We start from the raw sequence: 17,041 nt of genomic DNA, 5'->3' as shown, positions 1-17,041 counted from the left end.
ATTGGTATTTTTTTAAACCTTTCTTATTGGTGGGCGCCTCGTCCTTCCCCCCGTACAATCCTGCCAGCCTTCGCCTCCTCTGCGTAGCTGCGCAGCTTTTCCTGCTCAGCGGCGAGCATCAAGCACATTTTTTTAAGGAAAGCGGCCTGGCCAGCATCTGTCGCCCGGCTAGCCATATCTGATAACTCGATCACTGACCAGTTGATGATTGCAGCGGCATCCTCAAGGTCGTAGAACAGCTCCTGCTGGGCTGTTCTGGGGCCATCGAGCCCTGTGATTAGATCTGCCATCTACTTTCCAATCCTTGAGGTCGTGGTGCACGCTTGTGATCATCAGCCGTGCTGCCCGTCCAAGCCGTTGAAAATCAACCTTTCCTCAGTATCTCAACGAATGGCGCGAGCCGAGGGTCAGCCAGGACGTTGGGGCGTCTGTCCCCAATAAATACCCATTCACTGACGCTCCAAGCAACTCCTCGAGTCTCGGGATTGGTCGAGTTCAGTAGCACTTGCAGGCCACCAGTTTCCCGCGCCTGAACCACCAGGCAGCGTTGAGCCTCAACAGTGATCCAGTCACCTGCCTTTAGGGATGGACGTTCGATCTTTTTAACGACCTTGCCATAGACTCTCGGCATTTCTTAGCTCCTTCTAAATCGGTGCAACTACCATGCTCGCTACAGCGCTTTGGTTCGGCTGATGACTCCTGCCTTCACCTCTTCCGCATACCCCGCCAGCCGATCTTCTCCAGCCTGCATCACTATGCAGATTCTGATCACTGCCTGGGCATCAGCCTCGTTGCCGGCCAGGCTCAATCGTTCGGCAATGCGCATAAGCTCCACCGCCGACCACTTGAGGTCAGAGGCGGTGCCTTGCAGGTCGCGCTTGAGGTCTTGGTTGGGTTTGGCGAGAGTCATGAAGTCATACCAGATGAGCATTCCAAACCAGCAGCACTCGCGCCTGGATGAAGGTCTCGTCAGCCCTGATCGTCTGCGGCGGATGCCTTTCGTTATCGGAAAGCATCTTGATCTGGTCGTCGCCAATCCACTGGAGGCGCTTGATGTAGAGATGACCTTCCCAAGAGAACATGTAGATTCCATCCCCTGAGAACTCGCGAACACTCACGTCGACCAAGAGCGGGTCGCGGTGCTTGATTGTGGGCGCCATCGACTGTCCCCAGCCCGTCACCATCTTCAGGTGAAAGTGCTCCTTGAATTCAACGCCCATCTCGCGCAAATGCTGGGGGCTGACGCGCACGTCCTGAAACATCTCAGGGTAATCGTGAGGGATCTGCCCGCCGCCCATCGCGGCGCGGACGTCGTAATGCGCAATCCAAACTTCGTCACCGACTGCGCCAGGGCGGTAGTAGTCGATTTCAATGGCGCCGCTATCGTCGGCTTCAGCGGCTGCAAGTAATCGCCTGCGAGCATCCTCAGACAATCCTTTCCCTTGCTTTGCGATCATACCCCGGACGATATCTGCCGCTGAGCTTGACGAGTGTTCGCTACCGATATTCTCGGAATCCCCAAGCTTTAAAAAGCCTGGATCATCACCGGCGCCATGTTGCAGCCATTCGATTTTCACTCCGAGCGCGCCAGCAATAGCGCTCATCTTGGCCGGCCCAGGCAACGACTCACCGTTTAGCCACTTGCTGGAGGCTTTAGGGGTGACCTTGGCAATTTCAGCCAGGCGTGCGCCTGCGCCCCACTGATCTATGCCGTGGGCTGATAAGGCTTTTTTCAGCCGGGCGACAAATGCAGCGCGAATATCTTCTATCTGAACCATAGGTTCAATATCGCATGCGCTTGCATGTACTTTCAGTTCCGACATAATATGTACTGCAAGTTCATAATTGACTCGGAGGCCTTATGCGGCCGCTCAAGAAATCGATAGATGACGCAGGCGGCGTTCCAGTGGTTGCACTGGCCTGCGGAAAATCCCCTCGGGCTGTTTACAAGTGGCTTACCGCTGACTGCCTGCCACGCACCGAGTACACCGGCGAGACGCGCTATGCCGAACGGATTGCCGCTCTGGCCGCCGCCAATGGAAAGCCATTCGAGCCGTCTTGGTTGCTCGCAGAAGCCCACCCAAAGAAAGCCGCTGCCTGAACCTCCCGTAACAAGACCGAAAGCGGAAGTGAACCCATGGCCTACAAAAACAAGACGCATCGCAACACTCACCAGTTGAAGTCGCGCCTCAATGACGACGCTTATGCCGCTCTCCAAGTGGAAGCATTGGCTCGCGAGCTTCAGCCGGGCGCCTTGGTTCGCGACCTCACCTTGGCCGCCCTGCGGTTCAAGGAGGATTACGGGTACTTCCCATTGGTAGATGACGGCGAGTCGTCCGAACTGGACGGCTTTCCAGCGCTGGGCGAACTGGCCCGCGAGCTGAAGATTCAACCTGGTGCGCTGGTGCGCGAACTCATCCGGTCAGCCCTGCAAGCCAAGCGAGAGCAGGACGCCAATCCACAGATCAACGACAAGAAGCTCAGCGCCTGATCAGGCCATGGAGGAGGCACCAATGTCCGCAACACCTGAAGTAGGGCAGTACACGCAGGACGAGAAGGACGAGCTTGAGCGCTGGGCTGATGAGGTTGGTATCGGCATGGATCAACTCGCTGACCGGATTTTGCAGATGACAGAACAGGCGGTTGAACGGCGCAGCGCTGCTCGCCTCGCAACGGATAAAACAACCCCGCGAAGACGCCTCGCTGATCACTACGCGCAAGAAGCTCGGACAGGAAACGTGGTTTCAATTTTTCCTGTGAGGTAACACCCCGGCCCCTTATTAGGGGCCAGCGCAGCAACGATTGCGGCAGGCGGGGCTGGCACCTCATTAGGGTCCAAGAAGAAAAGTAGGTCATGGAATCTTCCTTGATCAGTTGATGAACGAATGATCGCGGATGTAGTGGCTCGGTGCCACGCGAGAAGAAGAGAGGATTTCGCAATGGAAGAATTTGAGAGAACGCTGCATCGGGAAGTTAAGGCTGACGGCGGCACTGCGCTGGCTAAGCGGATGGGGGTGAACGAAACCACTCTGCTGGATTGTGCGAACCCAAACCGGGCGAATCACAAGATGAATATCCAGATGCTGGGGATGGTTCTGACTCACTTGCCGCTGGAAGGGCGCCTGAGTGTGCTGGGCGCACTTGCCAACCAGTTCGAATGTGACGTGATGCTGCGCAAGCGCCCAGAGCCGAAACCGCTCATGGCCGCGCTGTGTCATCTGACTGCCGAGTGCGGCGACGTGGGTCGCCTGATCTTCGACGCCGCTTCTGACAACCACATCAGCCAGCACGAAAAAGCCCAGGGCGACAAAGCCATTCAGGAAGCCATCGACGCGCTGCACGTTCTTCGTGAATCGCTGAAGGCAGCCTGATGAACATCGAATTTGCACAAATCGCAGGCGAAAAAAAACCGCCAGGCCCGGCGGTTTTTCCAACTGCATACAACTGTAAAGCATCTGTGAGGTGAATCATGCAGATTTCAAGCGCTTCTGTAAATACCCAGACCAATGTCGCGACACGTTTTGTTAATTCGGAAAACGTGTCGCGGACTGAAATCGTCAGCCTTGTAGATGGCGAGGCGGTTACAACCACTCTTGCCATCGCAGCAGGGTGTGAAGTGGATCATGCCAGCGTCATCAAGTTGGCCCGCACTTACCAGTCCGATCTTCAGGAGTTCGGGCCACTCGGATTTGAAATCCATGTGGCAAAAAGGGCACAAGGCGGTGGATCGCCGACTGAGTACGCCGTCCTCAATGAGCAGCAGTCGACGCTCATCCTCACCTACATGCGCAATAGCTCGATTGTTCGCGAGTTCAAAAAGCGCCTCGTTAAAGACTTCTGGCGCCTGGTTCACGCCAAGCCGAACTTTGATTACACCGCCGCCCTAAGCGACCCACGCACATTGCTGGCCTTGCTCACCGACAACGTGAAGAAGGTCGTCGCCCTGGAAGCTGACAACACGGAGCTTTCGAATGAAAACCTGATGCTTGAGCAGAAGGTCGCTGCCGACGCGCCGAAGACAGCCTTTTTCGACGCCGTCACTGTCACACACGAAACCTACTCGGTGGCCGAGGCCGCAAAGCTGATCGGCACCGGCCAGAACCGGTTGATGGCATTCCTGCGTCAGCGCCGCTGGGTCACCCTCCGCAAAAACGAACCGATGCAAGGTCCGATCGAATCCGGCTACCTGACAGCGAAGCTCAGCACCTTTGAGCATCCCGAGAACGGCAAGACCACTGTATCCACGCCACGGGTGACCGGCAAAGGCCTGACCAAGCTTCAAGCCATCTGGGCGCGCCGTGATGCCGATCTGCTCGGAGGTTTGCTGTGATTACCACCGAACGTCTTCAGCTCGTCCTTCGCGTTGCCGACCGCGCACTGGATCACCAGCGCGCCATCGACGACCTGGCCGAAGCCCAGCGCCGCCTGGATCAAGGCTATGCCGACTTCTTCGAAGAGCATGGCCGCCCATTTGGCGATCGCCGTCCGATCAATCCGGAAGTTGAAGAATTCCTACCGGTCATCGATGCGACTCGCCACCTATATATCTCCCGCTGCAACGCCCGCCAAGCCGCCAACACAGCGAAGCGCAAGCTCAAGCTGTCCGTTCGTGCAGTCGAGCGTCACGACGCAGCCGAATGCACCCAGGGGGTCGCATGATGCATTACTTCAAGCGAAACATTGGCGACTACCACAAGAAGGCTGGCCGCCTGACCATGCTTGAGCACGGTGCGTACACGCTCTTGCTCGATGCGTGCTACGACCGTGAACGCTTCCCCACGATGGAAGAAGCAATCGACTGGTGCTGGGCCAGAAGCAAGGAAGAAATCGGCGCAGTTGAGCTTGTTTTGCGCAAGTTCTTCGATCTCATTGATGGTCGTTACGTGCAGCTCCGTATTCAGGATGAGATCGACGCTTATCACGCCATATCACTGAAAAACAAAGAGATTGCCGCAAATCGCGAAGCAGCCAAGCGCACGAAGCGTGCACCAAGCGTGAACGAATCGGCACCTAACCAAGAACCACTAACCATTAACCAAGAACCAATAGATCAAAAGCCTACGTCGCAAGCGACGACGGGCGACCTGTTCCCGAAGTTCTGGGCGCTGTACCCGCGCAAGCAGGACAAAGCAAAAGCGCAGAAGGCTTGGGTGAAGCTGAAGGTCACTGAAGACTTGTTCGCTCTGATTGCCAAAGGCCTGTCTGTGCAAGTTGTTTCCGCTGACTGGCTCAAGGACAGCGGCAAGTACATCCCGCTGCCAACCACCTGGCTCAACGGCAAGCGCTGGGAAGACGAGGTCAAGGTCGCCAGCAACGTGCACCAGTTCCCCGGCAAGTCCCGCCACACCGAGCTGGACCAGATTGACCACGCCGCAAACCTCGAGGTGAATGCCGATGGCTCGTATCGCATCTAACATCGTGAGCGTGATCGGCGTGTTCGGCCAGATCCTGGAATCTCAGAAGCGCCAGTGCCCAACGCACGGCGAATTCACCGACTTCCTGACCGGCCTGGGTAAGGCTCGCTCGGCGGTGTGGTCTGGCTGCCAGCGCTGTGCCGACGAGAAACGGGTTGAAGCTGATCGTGTCGAGCAGGAAGCGTTGACTCGCGAGAACGCTCGGCGCGCCATCGAATCCCGGGTGGGCCGGTCCTGCATCCCGCCACGCTTCGCTGAACGCAGCTTCACCAACTTCCGCGCCGAAAACCCTGGGCAGAAGAGCGCTCTGGCCATCTGCATCGAGTACGCCGAAGGCTTCCCGGTGCACGCCCAGCGCGGCCGCAGCCTGATGCTCTTGGGCAATGTCGGCACCGGCAAGACGCACCTGGCCGCCGCCATCGGCAACCACGTCATGCGCGAGTTCGGCCTGACAGCGCTCTATGTCACCGCCGGCGCCGTGATTCGCCACGTCAAGGCATCGTTCGACCGGGACACCGCGCACAACGAGGTGCAGGCCTACCAGCTCTTCGCTGCACCTGACCTGCTGATCCTCGACGAAGTTGGCGTGCAGAACGCAACGGAGTTCGAGCGGACGGTGATGTTCGAGCTGATCAACTCCCGCTACGAGGCCATGAAGCCGACGATCGTTATCTCCAACCGTGGCCGGGAAGACCTGCCGACGTACATGGGCGACCGCGTCGTGGATCGTCTGCGCGAGAACGGCGGCAAGTTGATTTTGTTCAATTGGGAGTCGCAGCGCGGCAACGGGGAGGGCGTGTGATGAGCAATCACACCAAAGAAGAATGGCTGGTAGATCGCCAGGACTATTGCGTCAGCATAGAGCGAGATGGTGAGCCGCTTGAGATCGCCACGATTGGCGCTATGGACCACAACGGTATCAAGTTCGTGATCGGTGATGAGTCGTGGGCCAACGCCTACCTAATCCGCACCGCTCCGCAAATGCTCGCAATGCTCGAAGAGCTGATGGCCAAGGCCTACAAGCAAAACTGGAATGATCAGTACCCAGAGCTGATGGAGAAGGCCGAGAAGGTTCTTCTGTTGGCGAAGGCCGGCACCCCGCAAGACTTTGATGATGAGGGCGAGCTATGAGCGACCACGGCGAATTGAAGCGGCTGGCTGAGGCATTCCCGGATTACGACTACGACAGCAATACCGAGCCATTCTTCAATGGGCCATCGGGTGAATCTCTGGGCGGCGGCTCGACTGGCTTCTACTGCGTATACGGGCCTGATTTCGAGATCGATGGCGACCATTACGACGGCAACACGCTGGTCGAGGTAACTACCCGTGATCAGGCGAAATTCATCTGCGAGGCTAAGGCAGGGATCCTGGCCCTGATCACCGAGAACGAAAAGTTGAAGGGTGATCTGCGGGAGGTGAAAGACGCGAAGCTTGGCCTGAGCTGGGCTATTGGCGAAATCATGGGTGAGCGCGACCAGCTCCGCACCGAGAACGCCGGCCTCAAGACCGGCTACGAGGCGTATGAGGCGCAGAACGCGGCGTTGCTCAAAGATCTTGAGTCGCATAAACGGATGCTTCTCAACGCTGCCATATCTTTTGGTGCGGTTGGAGCGGCTCTCGGCGGTGAAATGGATGATGACGCCAGCGAGCTGGAAGGCTTGGCGCAGGAGCTGCGCAAGGATGCCGAGCGCTATCGCTGGCTGCGTGCGCGCGATCTTGAAACCATTCGCCATGGTGGGGTATTTGCTGGCCAGACACCTAGCAATGTGGTGCTGAACGGCGACGACCTGGACGCCAACATAGACGCCGTCATGGGCCAGGGAGAGCAGTCATGAGCACAGAGTTCGCAATCCGCGATCAGCGCGACGTCACCCGCCTGATGGGCTACCTCCACGCATCCGACTTCACCAAACCTAAGATGGTCGTGATCAAAGACGAGAAGCGTCCGGACGTCTGCAATCGGAAGATGTGGGCAATGCTCAAGGACGTTTCCGAGCAAGTGATCTGGCACGGCAAGAAACTGACCAGTGAGGACTGGAAGTGCCTTTTCAGTGCCTCGCTGGAGAAGCAGCGCGCGGAGCCCGGTATCGACGGCGGCTTTGTGGTGATGGCCGTTTCGACCCGCAAACAATCCCAGAAGTGGTTCAGCGATCTGTTCGAGTTGATGCATGCCTTCGGCGCCGAGCACGGCGTGAAGTGGACCGAGCAGGACAAGTGGGGAGGGCGGTACTGATGCGCCATAACTTCAAGCCGGGCGACCTGGCGCTGGTGATTTCAGGCGGGTATCTGGGCGAGACCGCAGAGGTGGTGCGATTTGTAATGCCTGGCGACCTGATCGTGTCGCCAACGACGGGCAAGGTCTACGAATTCAGGCCGACGGCCGGGGTTGGCGGATGGCTTTGCAAATTCAGATGCATGCACGCAGTCAAGCATGAAAAGAACCTGATGCCCCTTCGCGGCGACTTCACCCCAGAGCAGCAGAAGTCGCGGGAGATGGTCGAGTGAGCGCCTACAACGAAGACATCCAGAAATGGATCAAACGCAGCAATCGCAAGGCAGCGAAGCTGATTCGCACTGAAAGTGGCAAGCACCACATCGTCTACTTCGACAAGGGAAAGGCTCGCGTCGGCGTTGTCGAGGACGGCATGTACTGCCGCTACGGTGTTTCATGCCGAGGCGCGATGTACAGCACTGATCCAATGAGTCTGTGGCAGTCGGGCCCAGGGTCTTGCACTCAGGCCGATGTGCAGATCATGGCTGATTACCTCAACGGCAGCAGCACCCTCCCTGACTTCGACTTCGGGTCGATCAAGGGGATGAAATGGTGATCGCAGCCAAACAGCCAAAGCCCAAGACCTGCAAGAACCCAGCATGCAGGGCCTCCTTCATCCCGCAGCGCCTGGGGCAGGCGGTGTGCAACTACACCTGCGGCCTGGCCATCAAGGACGTGAACCAGGACAAGGCCCGAAAGTCGCTGGCTCAGGTTGAGCGCCGCGAGATCAAGGTGCGCAAGGAGAAGCTGAAGAGCCGGGCGGAGTACGCGAAGGAGGCGCAAGCCGTCATCAACCGTTACGTCCGTCTGCGTGACGCTCACCTGGGTTGCATCAGTTGCTCAAAGCCAGCGACCTGGGGCGGACAGTGGCACTGCTCGCACTTTCGCAGTGTCGGCGCCGCCCCGCACATCCGCTTCAATCTGTGGAACATGAACAAATCCTGCTCTCAGTGTAATTCGCACCTCAGCGGGAATCTTGCTGGGTACAGACCGGGCCTGATCGAAAAAATAGGCCAGGAGCGCGTCGACTGGCTGGAGTGCAACCAAGCGATAGCTCGGCATGACATCCCATGCCTGAAACGGCTTAAAGCGGTTTTCACCAAAAAAGCTAAGCGACTTGAGCGGCGCACTGAGGGGGCTATTTCATGGGCAGTAATGTGATTCTTCTTCGGCAGTCTCTGGCCGAGATATCAGGGTCTAGAAGGTCCATCGGCGTATTTCGGTGCCCGGAATGCCTGGCAGAGTTCGAAACGCGGATGGAGCGAGCAAAGGTTATGACTGGGCTTTGCAATCCGTGCGCGAATAAGCGTGGCGGCAAAACACGCTCAACGCATGGATTCAACAACGCAAACAGCAGACTGCACGTCACCTGGGCAAACATGAAGCGCAGATGCCTGAAGCCTCGCGGCACTGAAGTTCAAAAGTACGAAGGCGTGACGCTGTGTGATGAGTGGATGAGCTTCGAGCCGTTCATGGAGTGGTCGCTCGCCAATGGCTACACGGATAAGTTGACGCTGGACCGCATCGAATCTTCCAAGGGTTACGAGCCAGGCAACTGTCGCTACGCCGATTACAACGTGCAGGCGGCGAATCGCCGGATCACGGACAAAAACAAAAGCGGCCATGTGGGGGTTTGGTGGGATCGGGGCAAGTGGTGCTCAAAGGTTCAGTGGAAGAAAAAACAGGTCCATCTTGGTCGATTCGAAAAGATCGAGGATGCGATCAAAGCCAGGAACGATTACTTGGCAACTCACGACCTGCCGCACTTGAGGGCCTAGAAACATGGAAGAACTCAAGGCGATGACCGCCGGCTACCGGGCAAAAACAAGAGAGCTGAAGGGGAGAGCAGCATGAAAATCCATTCCGCGCGCCAGGCTTGGCACGACTGCAACTACAACCCGGCCCCCGGCCAGACTTCTGACGCTGCTGAGCTGGGCGTGGTGGTGCAGAGCACGGAGCGAGGCCCGACGGCGAACCCTGCGATGCACGGAGCGCTGGCTGGTCACATTCAATCGGCTATCGCACGACTTCACTTTCAACTGCGGGCTTTCGGCAATGCCATGTATGCGGCCGAGCCGACAGATGATGATCGGGAGGAGGCTGAAGCAGCGGTTTTCAACCTGGCCTGCTCGCGAGTAGAGCGCATGACCGCCAGCAAGCGGGAGCGAGCCGAGTATGTCGCCAAAGGCGTGTTCCGTCGTTACCGCTACATGCATCAGGGTGGCCAGTCTTCCAATCCTGACCCGCTGATCAAGCCTGAGGTGTTCCGCGCCTGGATGAAAGGGGAGTACGACGTCGAGCTTCCGTCTGCTGCCTGGGGCCGGGATTGGGAGCCTTTCGTGCAGTTCTGCTTCGACGCCTGCTATGACATTGACGCTCGCGCTTTGAGCCCAATTGGCGGGGTGATTTACAAGATGAAAGAGGCTGCTTGATTTGGCCAAATAAGGTCTGAAAAGATCTTATTGACTTCCCGCACGGCTGGAGGCATCATTTCGCCATAGTTAGCATTTTGCCTTCGGCAACTTGCACTGATGATACAAAGAAAACCCGGCCATCGAGCCGGGTTTTTTATTGTCCAAAGAAAACACCACTGCAGCCAGGGCAGCCTTCGGGAAGGCCTGGACGTCGATAGCCGGATAGTGCGACGTACGGAATCAACACCGGCAGCCCGCGCACTCTGACCTCACATGCTTGTGGAGTGGCGCGAGACAGGAAGGGCGCGATCGATGCATTGGGGCGTCGACGCTGGGATGGTCTTTGGCTGGCAGCGTGGGAAGACACGCAATTGCGGGTAGCGCAGGTCGCTAGACAGCCTTCCAAGCTTTCGATCAGGGTTCGATTCCCTGTATCCGCTCCAAATCTGGCCCGAAGCATTGACGGTTGATGCGCCCGGCTCATAACCGGGGGAAGAGGGTTCAAGCCCCTACGGGCCGACCATGCACGGGGCCTCAAGCCTCTGCGGCGTAGATCTGAGATGTTTTCAGGGAGCCGAAACAACTTGAGCAACTGAGGGGAGGTGCCTCGGTGCCTTTTCAAAGCCTCGACATTTGATCGGGGCTTTTTCGTTTTCGGCTCCACCACGCCCATAGCCCCGAGCTGGGAGTGCTGCTGGAGCCGGATTTATCAATCTCCCCGAGAGGGAGTAACCCGGATGCCAAACATGCCTGATAAGCCAGACACATGGGCCAAGATCTGGCTGGCGTTGAGCAATCCGCTCTGGCAGGGCGTGATCATGTCCATCACCGTATCGTTGCTTCGAGTCATGTACGACGCGAAGGAAACCAGTAAGCGCCGGATTGTGTTCGAGGCGCTGATCTGTGGATCGCTGAGCTTGGTCGCGTCCAGCATTATCGAGTGGATGGCCTGGCCTTCCAGTCTATCGGTTGCTGCTGGAGGGACTATTGGGTTCCTCGGCGTAACTGCTATTCGCGAGATGGTGACCCGCTTCCTCGGTCGCAAGGCGGATGCAGCATGAGGGCCTTTGCTGCCGCAATCATCATTGCCCTGGTCGGCCTGCTGCTCGTTGGCATTCAGCAATCCCGTGTCGTCGCCCTACGCGGGGAGGTGGCCTTCGAAGCTGGCGAGAAGAAGAAGGCGGTCGACGCCAACCTCGAAAGCCAGGCGACCATCACTACGCTGCGCGCTGAAGCAAAGCGCAATGCTGAATACCAGGCAGACCTGGCAAAGCGCCTCAAGGCCAGCCAGGACAAAGCCAAGAAGGCGGAGAAGAACTTTGAAAACCTCAAACGCAACAGCAAGCCTGTTCGTGACTGGGCTGCTCAGCCTCTGCCTGACGGCCTGCGCGGCAAAGCCGGCGGTGGTGACAAAGACCCAGGCCGTAAGAATTGAAGCGCCTGAGCTGATCCCATGCGAGCGCGTAGACGACAGCGATGAAGACCTTCGCCTCAACGGTGACGTGTGGGAGCTCAAGGACAGGGCAATCAACCTGCTCGACACATGCGCAGACCAGGTTGACGCCCAGATCCTACGCAGCCAGAGCAAGTAATCCGCGCCACGTTTTCGAATGCGCCAAATCGTGGCGCGAAATCATGAGGAATCACCCATGGACAACCAGCACAAGAAAATCACCGGCTACCGCGACCTCACCCAGTCTGAAATCGACGGGATGAACTCCATCAAGGCGCTGGAGGCCGACGCCGGTGAGTTGTTCAAGCAGATCGGCCAGATTGAAGGCGTCGATCCGCGCCTGCTGGCCCTGGCCAAGACCAACTTGCAGCAGGGCTTCATGTGGTTCGTGCGTTCGATCGCCAAGCCTGCTGATTCATTCAGCTAATGAGCAACGTCACCCGCCTGCGCCACGTACTGCCGATGAGCCCGGAAATCAACAAGGCCGTCAACGATCTGGATAGCGCCATCGCCAAAGCGGTAGACGTCGCCAAGTCCGCCGGCCTTCCACAGGGCTTGGTCGTATCACTCCTGCACGGGCATGCCCAGGTGCAGACCAACATCATGGTGAGCCAATGACGACCATTGCCTACAAAGACGGCGTGATCGCCTATGACTCCCGAATCACCGCCAACACCACCATCACGAATGACGACTACGAAAAGTGCCATGAGGTGAAGGGGGTCAAGTTCGTCCTGTCTGGCAAGACGTCCGATTACACCAAGCTGATCGATGCTTATTTTGGCGGGGCAGTATCTGGCGACCTCCAAGCTTCGGCAGTCATCGTCGATGCGGAAGGGCTGTGGTATGCCGGGCGCAACAACGAAGATGGCTTCTGGAAAAGCCCAATCGTGGGCGCCGGGCCTTATGCCATTGGAAGTGGTGGCGATCACGCCTTTACCGCAATGGACATGGGCGCGACTGCCTATCAAGCCGTAGAGATGGCCATGAAGCGTGATAGCTGCACTGGCGGCAAGATCCGCACATTGATAGTGCGCCAAGACGAGTAAGGATGTCCCATGACAGCCAAGCAACCCGACTGGGAGGCAATCGAACGCGCCTACCGGGCTGGTTCGCTCTCCATCAGAACTATCGCTGAGCGCCAAGGCGTGAGTGACACGGCGATCAGGAAGAAAGCAAAGGTCCAAGGATGGGTGAGAGACCTATCTGACCAAGTGCGGAAAGAGGTTCGCAGTAAGCTGGTTCGCGGTGAGGTTCGCAACGACCAAGGCGCGAACTGCGAACTTGATGCAGAGATCATCGAAGAGGCCGCAGAGGAAGGCGCCCAGGTGGTTCGCAGCCACCGCCGTGACATTCGCAAAGCCACGAACCTTGCGAACCTGCTGATGGATGACCTGCTCAGCACCATCCAACGGCGCGAAGAGATCGAAGACGCGATCATCGACGAGACAGGCGAGGACAACAACGGCATGCGCCGGGCCTCGATGCTCGCCGCTGTGGCGCTGCCGAGCAACTCCAAAACACTGTTCCAGCTGTCCTCGGCGATGAAAAATCTCCAGGTCCTGGAGCGCCAGGCATTCGGCCTGGACGAGAAAGAGAAATCTGCCGATGCCGACGAACTCTCAAGCCTGATGGACGAACTATCGAAGGACGCCTGACATGAAGCCCGAGCACATGAAGCTGCTCCGGGACAAGCGATGGCGCCTGAACAACCTTTACTTCATCACGGACAAGCAGGGCAAGAAGGTCCGCTTCCGGATGACGGACGAGCAGATCGAGTACTTCGATGGGATGCACACACGGAACATAATCCTGAAGGCTCGACAGCTCGGCTTCACCACTGAGTGCTGCATCATCCAACTGGACGCGGCGCTGTTCGAGTCGGCCAAGTGCGCGCTGATCGCTCATACCCTGAACGACGCCAAGCGCCTTTTCCGGGAGAAGGTGAAGTACGCCTACGACAATCTGCCCAAGGAAGTCAGGGCGGCGAACCCGGCCAGCAACGATGCTGCTGGTGAGCTGGTGTTCAGCAAGGGCGGTTCGCTCTATGTATCCACCTCGTTCCGGGGCGGCACGCTGCGTTACTTGCATGTGTCCGAGTTCGGGAAGATCTGCGCCAAGTTTCCACACAAGGCTCGCGAGATCGTCACAGGTGCCTTTGAGGCTGTGGCCACTGACTGTTTCGTCACGATTGAATCGACGGCGGAAGGCCGGGCCGGCTACTTCTTCGATTACTCGCAGAGTGCCGAGCGGCAGCAGCTGGCCGGCGTGCCTCTGGGCCTGCTGGATTGGAAGTTTTTCTTCTTCTCCTGGTGGAAGAACAAGGCCTATTGGCTTGACCCGACTGACGTGGTCATCCCGCAGCGCCTGACCGATTACTTTGACGAGCTGCACGCCAAACACGGGATCGTCACCAATGACGGTCAGCGCACCTGGTACGCGGCCAAAGAGAAGACGCTCGGCGACGACATGAAGCGGGAATACCCGTCATTGCCGGCTGAAGCCTTCCAGCAGTCGATCGAGGGCGCTTATTACGCCAAGCAGTTCACCAAGCTTTACGCCGCTCAGCGCATCGGCGCGCTACCCGACAACAGCCATCTGCCGGTGCACACGATCTGGGACATCGGCGTGGGCGACTCCACGGCTATCTGGTTTGTCCGGATCGTCGGCGAGGAATACCACGTCATCGACTTCTACGAGAACAGCGGTGAAGGTCTTCGGCACTACATGAAGGTGCTCAAGGACCGCAAATACACGTATGGCGATCACTGGGGGCCCCACGACATCGATAACCGGGAGTTCGGCAGCGACGGGAAGACTCGCCGCGAGCTGGCACGCGAGGGCTACGAGATAGACGGGCAGAAATACAGCCTCAAGTTCAGCGTGGTCCCAAAGCTGGGAATCGACGAGGGCATTGAGCAGGTTCGGGAGATTCTGCCGGCCTGCGCCTTTGATGAGTCGAGGTGTGAACTGGGCATTTCCTGCCTGGAGAACTACCGCAAAGAGTGGGACGACAAACGCGGCTGCTGGAAAGACAAACCCTTACACGACTGGTCATCACACGGCGCGGATGCATTCCGCTACTTCGCTGTTTCGATGGGCAGGCGCAAACGCACAGGCGGTGTCCGCCGTATTGGAGGATTGGCCTGATGCCAGTGCAATCGACAAACCCCGACTTCGACGCACACATCGCCGAGTGGGAAATGATGGACGACGCGCTCGAAGGTGAGGGCGCCATCAAGCGCAACGATCGGAACCTACCGAAGCCCAGCGGCATGGTTGAGGCTGAAAAGCTCGACGCCGCTGGCAACAAATACCTGTATCAGAACTATACAAACCGGGCTCAGTACGAGCACTGGGTGCGCGACTCGCTGCGGTCGATGATGGGGCTGGTCACCCGGCTGATTCCTGAGATTGCATTGCCGTCTGGCTTGAAAGGGTTGGAAGACAATGCCACCTCCGATGGCTTCGGCCTGAAGCAGTTGTTCTTCCGCATGGTGCGTCAGGCCATTTCCCATGGCCGGGTGCCGCTGGTGGTGAACATCGACGATGCCGGCGAGCCGTACTTCTCGACCTATGCCACCCGCAACGCGATCAATTGGAAGGTGGGCAGCCAAGGCGGCCGGCAGGATCTGGTGCTCGGGGTGTTCATCGAGTTCCGTGACGACAAGGAAGACGAGTTCGACCACGACTGCAAGATGGTCTATCGCGTCTTCAAAATGATCGGCGACGTTTGCTACAGCGAGGTGCTGGGTGAAAACGGGGAGGTCATCGAAGAGCTGAAGCCGCTCGGCACGACCGGCACCGACAATCGCCTTGTGCGAGGTCTGGAGTTTCTGCCGGTGATTTACTGCGGCTCAACGGACAACTCGCCAGACGTGGATGAGGTGCCGCTGCTGACAATGGCCCGGGCCGCGCTGAAGTCCTACCAGCTCAGCGCTGACTACTTCACTGCTCTGCACCAGACCAGCCATCCGCAGCCATGGGTATCCGGTCTGGAGGAAACGGTAGAGCTGAGCGTTACCGGGCCATCGGCTGCGTGGGATCTCGGCCTTAATGGCAAGTGTGGCTATCTGGAGTTTCAAGGCGCCGGTATCGAGGCAGTCCGCAAGGCTATGGACGATCAGCGCAACGCCGCTGTTGAGGCTGGTGCCAAGGTAATGGACGTAGGCGGCACTGAGTCGGGAGAGGCGCGCAAAACACGCCAGAACGATCAGCACGCCACACTGCACAGCATCGTCATAACCGTGGCTGAGGCAGTAGAGCAGGCGTTGCGATACGCCGCCGAGTGGAAGGGGTACGACCCGAAACAGGTGACGTTCAAGGTCAACCCTGAGTTCGTTGTTCCACAGGTCGATCCTCAGGTGCTGGCTGAGCTTCAAAAGAGCGTCATGGCCGGCACGGTCAGCGCCGACACCTACTGGCAGTACCTCACGACCGGGAAGTTGCCGGAACGCCTCTACGACGAAGAAGCCGAGCTGATCAGCGACGAGCGCGAATCAGCCGGCCTAAACCTGGACAAAGAAAATGCCGACAGCCAGCCGGGAACAGGCCGACAGCCAGCTACTGGAGCAGACGGCGCGCCACTCGGTGATGCTGGAGAGACTTAAGGCCGGTGAGGTCAAGAAGTTCGAGAAGTACCTCCGCCAGATCGATGCTCTGGTGCGAGAGCAACTGACCCGCAAGGAGTTGACGACCTACAGTCGCGATCGCCTTGAGCAGTTCCTCGCCCGGGTTGACGGTAAGTTGCTGGAGATCTACAAGGCCTTCGGCGACGTGCTGCAGGTCGATCTGGTGGACATCGCTCTGTACGAGTCCACCTTCGAGGCCAACAGCCTCAGTCATGCGATGTCGATTGATGCGGTGGTTCCGGCCAATGCCGTGATCCGCGCAGCCGTATTCTCCTATCCGCTTCAGGTCAAAGGACTTGATGGTGGAAAGCTGCTCAAGAGCTTTCTGAGCGGCTGGACCAGAACCGAAACCATGCGGGTGACGAACACGATCCGGCTCGGCTTCGGCCAGGGCCAGACGAACGCCCAGATCATTCAGGCAGTGCGCGGCACCGCGGCGCAGAACTTCACCGACGGCATTCTCGCCGTGAGCAACCGGAACGCCGCGTCAGTCGTGCAAACGGCCATCCAGCACGTTGCGACCACTGCGCGCATGGAAACGCTGAAGGCCAACAGCGACGTGGTGCTGGGTTATTACTGGTTGTCGACGCTGGATCGCAAGACCTCTCAGCAGTGTAAAGGCCTAGACGGCATGCGCTTCGACCTGGGCAAAGGGCCGTTGCCGCCGGCGCACATCAACTGCTTACCGGGGGATACGCATGTACTGTCCAGTAGCCGGATTGCGGGCGCCAGTAAAAGGTGGTTCGACGGAGAAGTGGTCATCATCCACACAGCCTCCGGTCGTAGCCTCACCAGCACCCCAAACCACCCGATACTCTCGGACAAGGGATGGGTCGCTGCGCAGTCGCTCAATG

27 protein-coding genes and 2 tRNA genes are annotated in these 17,041 nt (G+C 58.2%); 26 read left to right on the top strand and 3 right to left on the bottom strand.

Translation table 11 applies throughout. The features are described 5' to 3' along the window. Positions 1 to 23 precede the first annotated feature (23 nt). From FQ192_RS10585 to FQ192_RS10575, 3 genes are all read right to left on the bottom strand, one after another. Positions 24 to 290 carry a hypothetical protein gene (locus FQ192_RS10585; protein WP_149658564.1) on the bottom strand — a complete coding sequence of 89 codons (267 nt, stop codon included), beginning with the start codon at positions 288 to 290 and terminating at the stop codon, positions 24 to 26. 380 nt (positions 291 to 670) lie between these two features. Beyond that, complete coding sequence (locus FQ192_RS10580) at positions 671 to 910, bottom strand: hypothetical protein (RefSeq protein ID WP_149658563.1); 240 nt, start codon at positions 908 to 910, stop codon at positions 671 to 673. Between the two features lie 4 nt (positions 911 to 914). Beyond that, positions 915 to 1,778, bottom strand: a complete 864-nt coding sequence (locus FQ192_RS10575; protein ID WP_149658605.1) for a S24 family peptidase — start codon at positions 1,776 to 1,778, stop codon at positions 915 to 917. 83 nt (positions 1,779 to 1,861) lie between these two features. Here FQ192_RS10575 and FQ192_RS10570 point away from each other — a divergent pair, with 83 nt between their 5' ends. The 26 genes from FQ192_RS10570 to FQ192_RS10440 all read left to right on the top strand — a co-directional run bounded on the left by FQ192_RS10570 (position 1,862) and on the right by FQ192_RS10440 (position 16,166). Next, positions 1,862 to 2,101 carry a hypothetical protein gene (locus tag FQ192_RS10570; protein WP_129444656.1) on the top strand — a complete coding sequence of 80 codons (240 nt, stop codon included), beginning with the start codon at positions 1,862 to 1,864 and terminating at the stop codon, positions 2,099 to 2,101. A gap of 36 nt (positions 2,102 to 2,137) precedes the next feature. Then, positions 2,138 to 2,491 (top strand): hypothetical protein, encoded by a 354-nt coding sequence (locus tag FQ192_RS10565; protein WP_149658562.1) that lies wholly within the window; start codon positions 2,138 to 2,140, stop codon positions 2,489 to 2,491. A 22-nt stretch (positions 2,492 to 2,513) separates the two neighbouring features. Next, complete coding sequence (locus tag FQ192_RS10560; RefSeq protein ID WP_149658561.1) at positions 2,514 to 2,765, top strand: hypothetical protein; 252 nt, start codon at positions 2,514 to 2,516, stop codon at positions 2,763 to 2,765. A 174-nt stretch (positions 2,766 to 2,939) separates the two neighbouring features. Then, positions 2,940 to 3,371, top strand: coding sequence for a phage regulatory CII family protein (locus tag FQ192_RS10555; RefSeq protein WP_149658560.1), 432 nt, complete (start codon positions 2,940 to 2,942; stop codon positions 3,369 to 3,371). Between the two features lie 98 nt (positions 3,372 to 3,469). After that, positions 3,470 to 4,330, top strand: a complete 861-nt coding sequence (locus FQ192_RS34170) for a phage antirepressor KilAC domain-containing protein (RefSeq protein ID WP_149658559.1) — start codon at positions 3,470 to 3,472, stop codon at positions 4,328 to 4,330. Next, positions 4,327 to 4,659 (top strand): hypothetical protein, encoded by a 333-nt coding sequence (locus FQ192_RS10545; protein ID WP_149658558.1) that lies wholly within the window; start codon positions 4,327 to 4,329, stop codon positions 4,657 to 4,659. The genes FQ192_RS34170 and FQ192_RS10545 overlap by 4 nt, the downstream gene beginning before the upstream one ends. After that, positions 4,656 to 5,414: a YdaU family protein gene (locus FQ192_RS10540; RefSeq protein ID WP_306108889.1), complete on the top strand. Its 759-nt coding sequence runs from the start codon at positions 4,656 to 4,658 to the stop codon at positions 5,412 to 5,414. The genes FQ192_RS10545 and FQ192_RS10540 overlap by 4 nt, the downstream gene beginning before the upstream one ends. Beyond that, positions 5,395 to 6,216: an ATP-binding protein gene (locus tag FQ192_RS10535; protein WP_178129076.1), complete on the top strand. Its 822-nt coding sequence runs from the start codon at positions 5,395 to 5,397 to the stop codon at positions 6,214 to 6,216. Before FQ192_RS10540 ends, FQ192_RS10535 begins: the two co-directional genes overlap by 20 nt. After that, the gene (locus FQ192_RS10530; RefSeq protein WP_149658556.1) at positions 6,216 to 6,545 is read left to right on the top strand and encodes a hypothetical protein; all 330 of its coding nucleotides are present in this window, start codon (positions 6,216 to 6,218) and stop codon (positions 6,543 to 6,545) included. Before FQ192_RS10535 ends, FQ192_RS10530 begins: the two co-directional genes overlap by 1 nt. Next, the gene (locus tag FQ192_RS10525; protein ID WP_149658555.1) at positions 6,542 to 7,252 is read left to right on the top strand and encodes a hypothetical protein; all 711 of its coding nucleotides are present in this window, start codon (positions 6,542 to 6,544) and stop codon (positions 7,250 to 7,252) included. The genes FQ192_RS10530 and FQ192_RS10525 overlap by 4 nt, the downstream gene beginning before the upstream one ends. Further along, positions 7,249 to 7,650 (top strand): recombination protein NinB, encoded by a 402-nt coding sequence (locus tag FQ192_RS10520; protein WP_149658554.1) that lies wholly within the window; start codon positions 7,249 to 7,251, stop codon positions 7,648 to 7,650. Before FQ192_RS10525 ends, FQ192_RS10520 begins: the two co-directional genes overlap by 4 nt. Further along, positions 7,650 to 7,922: a hypothetical protein gene (locus FQ192_RS10515; RefSeq protein ID WP_149658553.1), complete on the top strand. Its 273-nt coding sequence runs from the start codon at positions 7,650 to 7,652 to the stop codon at positions 7,920 to 7,922. The genes FQ192_RS10520 and FQ192_RS10515 overlap by 1 nt, the downstream gene beginning before the upstream one ends. Further along, the gene (locus FQ192_RS10510; protein ID WP_149658552.1) at positions 7,919 to 8,245 is read left to right on the top strand and encodes a hypothetical protein; all 327 of its coding nucleotides are present in this window, start codon (positions 7,919 to 7,921) and stop codon (positions 8,243 to 8,245) included. The genes FQ192_RS10515 and FQ192_RS10510 overlap by 4 nt, the downstream gene beginning before the upstream one ends. Continuing rightward, complete coding sequence (locus tag FQ192_RS10505) at positions 8,239 to 8,850, top strand: recombination protein NinG (RefSeq protein WP_149658551.1); 612 nt, start codon at positions 8,239 to 8,241, stop codon at positions 8,848 to 8,850. The genes FQ192_RS10510 and FQ192_RS10505 overlap by 7 nt, the downstream gene beginning before the upstream one ends. Beyond that, positions 8,835 to 9,467, top strand: a complete 633-nt coding sequence (locus FQ192_RS10500; RefSeq protein WP_149658550.1) for a hypothetical protein — start codon at positions 8,835 to 8,837, stop codon at positions 9,465 to 9,467. Before FQ192_RS10505 ends, FQ192_RS10500 begins: the two co-directional genes overlap by 16 nt. 72 nt (positions 9,468 to 9,539) lie before the next feature. Beyond that, the gene (locus FQ192_RS10495; protein WP_149658549.1) at positions 9,540 to 10,121 is read left to right on the top strand and encodes a hypothetical protein; all 582 of its coding nucleotides are present in this window, start codon (positions 9,540 to 9,542) and stop codon (positions 10,119 to 10,121) included. Positions 10,122 to 10,476: 355 nt separating this feature from the next. Further along, positions 10,477 to 10,546: transfer RNA gene (locus tag FQ192_RS10490), tRNA-OTHER, on the top strand. Between the two features lie 4 nt (positions 10,547 to 10,550). Then, positions 10,551 to 10,626 (top strand) — tRNA-Ile (locus tag FQ192_RS10485). 223 nt (positions 10,627 to 10,849) lie between these two features. Continuing rightward, positions 10,850 to 11,164, top strand: a complete 315-nt coding sequence (locus tag FQ192_RS10480; RefSeq protein ID WP_178129075.1) for a phage holin, lambda family — start codon at positions 10,850 to 10,852, stop codon at positions 11,162 to 11,164. Continuing rightward, entirely contained in the window at positions 11,161 to 11,538 is a 378-nt protein-coding gene (locus FQ192_RS10475; RefSeq protein ID WP_149658547.1) for a hypothetical protein, read from the top strand. Before FQ192_RS10480 ends, FQ192_RS10475 begins: the two co-directional genes overlap by 4 nt. Before the next feature lie 214 nt (positions 11,539 to 11,752). Further along, complete coding sequence (locus FQ192_RS10465) at positions 11,753 to 11,983, top strand: hypothetical protein (RefSeq protein ID WP_149658546.1); 231 nt, start codon at positions 11,753 to 11,755, stop codon at positions 11,981 to 11,983. Further along, positions 11,983 to 12,174: a hypothetical protein gene (locus tag FQ192_RS10460; protein ID WP_149658545.1), complete on the top strand. Its 192-nt coding sequence runs from the start codon at positions 11,983 to 11,985 to the stop codon at positions 12,172 to 12,174. Before FQ192_RS10465 ends, FQ192_RS10460 begins: the two co-directional genes overlap by 1 nt. Next, entirely contained in the window at positions 12,171 to 12,605 is a 435-nt protein-coding gene (locus tag FQ192_RS10455; RefSeq protein ID WP_149658544.1) for a proteasome subunit beta, read from the top strand. Before FQ192_RS10460 ends, FQ192_RS10455 begins: the two co-directional genes overlap by 4 nt. A 9-nt stretch (positions 12,606 to 12,614) precedes the next feature. Then, complete coding sequence (locus tag FQ192_RS10450; protein WP_149658543.1) at positions 12,615 to 13,214, top strand: hypothetical protein; 600 nt, start codon at positions 12,615 to 12,617, stop codon at positions 13,212 to 13,214. A 1-nt stretch (position 13,215) separates the two neighbouring features. Continuing rightward, the gene (locus tag FQ192_RS10445) at positions 13,216 to 14,706 is read left to right on the top strand and encodes a terminase (RefSeq protein WP_149658542.1); all 1,491 of its coding nucleotides are present in this window, start codon (positions 13,216 to 13,218) and stop codon (positions 14,704 to 14,706) included. Continuing rightward, entirely contained in the window at positions 14,706 to 16,166 is a 1,461-nt protein-coding gene (locus FQ192_RS10440; RefSeq protein WP_149658541.1) for a DUF4055 domain-containing protein, read from the top strand. The genes FQ192_RS10445 and FQ192_RS10440 overlap by 1 nt, the downstream gene beginning before the upstream one ends. Positions 16,167 to 17,041 lie beyond the last annotated feature (875 nt).

This window comes from Pseudomonas sp. ANT_J12 (assembly GCF_008370045.1).
In the GTDB taxonomy this organism is placed as follows: Bacteria; Pseudomonadota; Gammaproteobacteria; order Pseudomonadales; family Pseudomonadaceae; genus Aquipseudomonas.
This window is presented reverse-complemented; position numbering and strand designations above follow the sequence as displayed.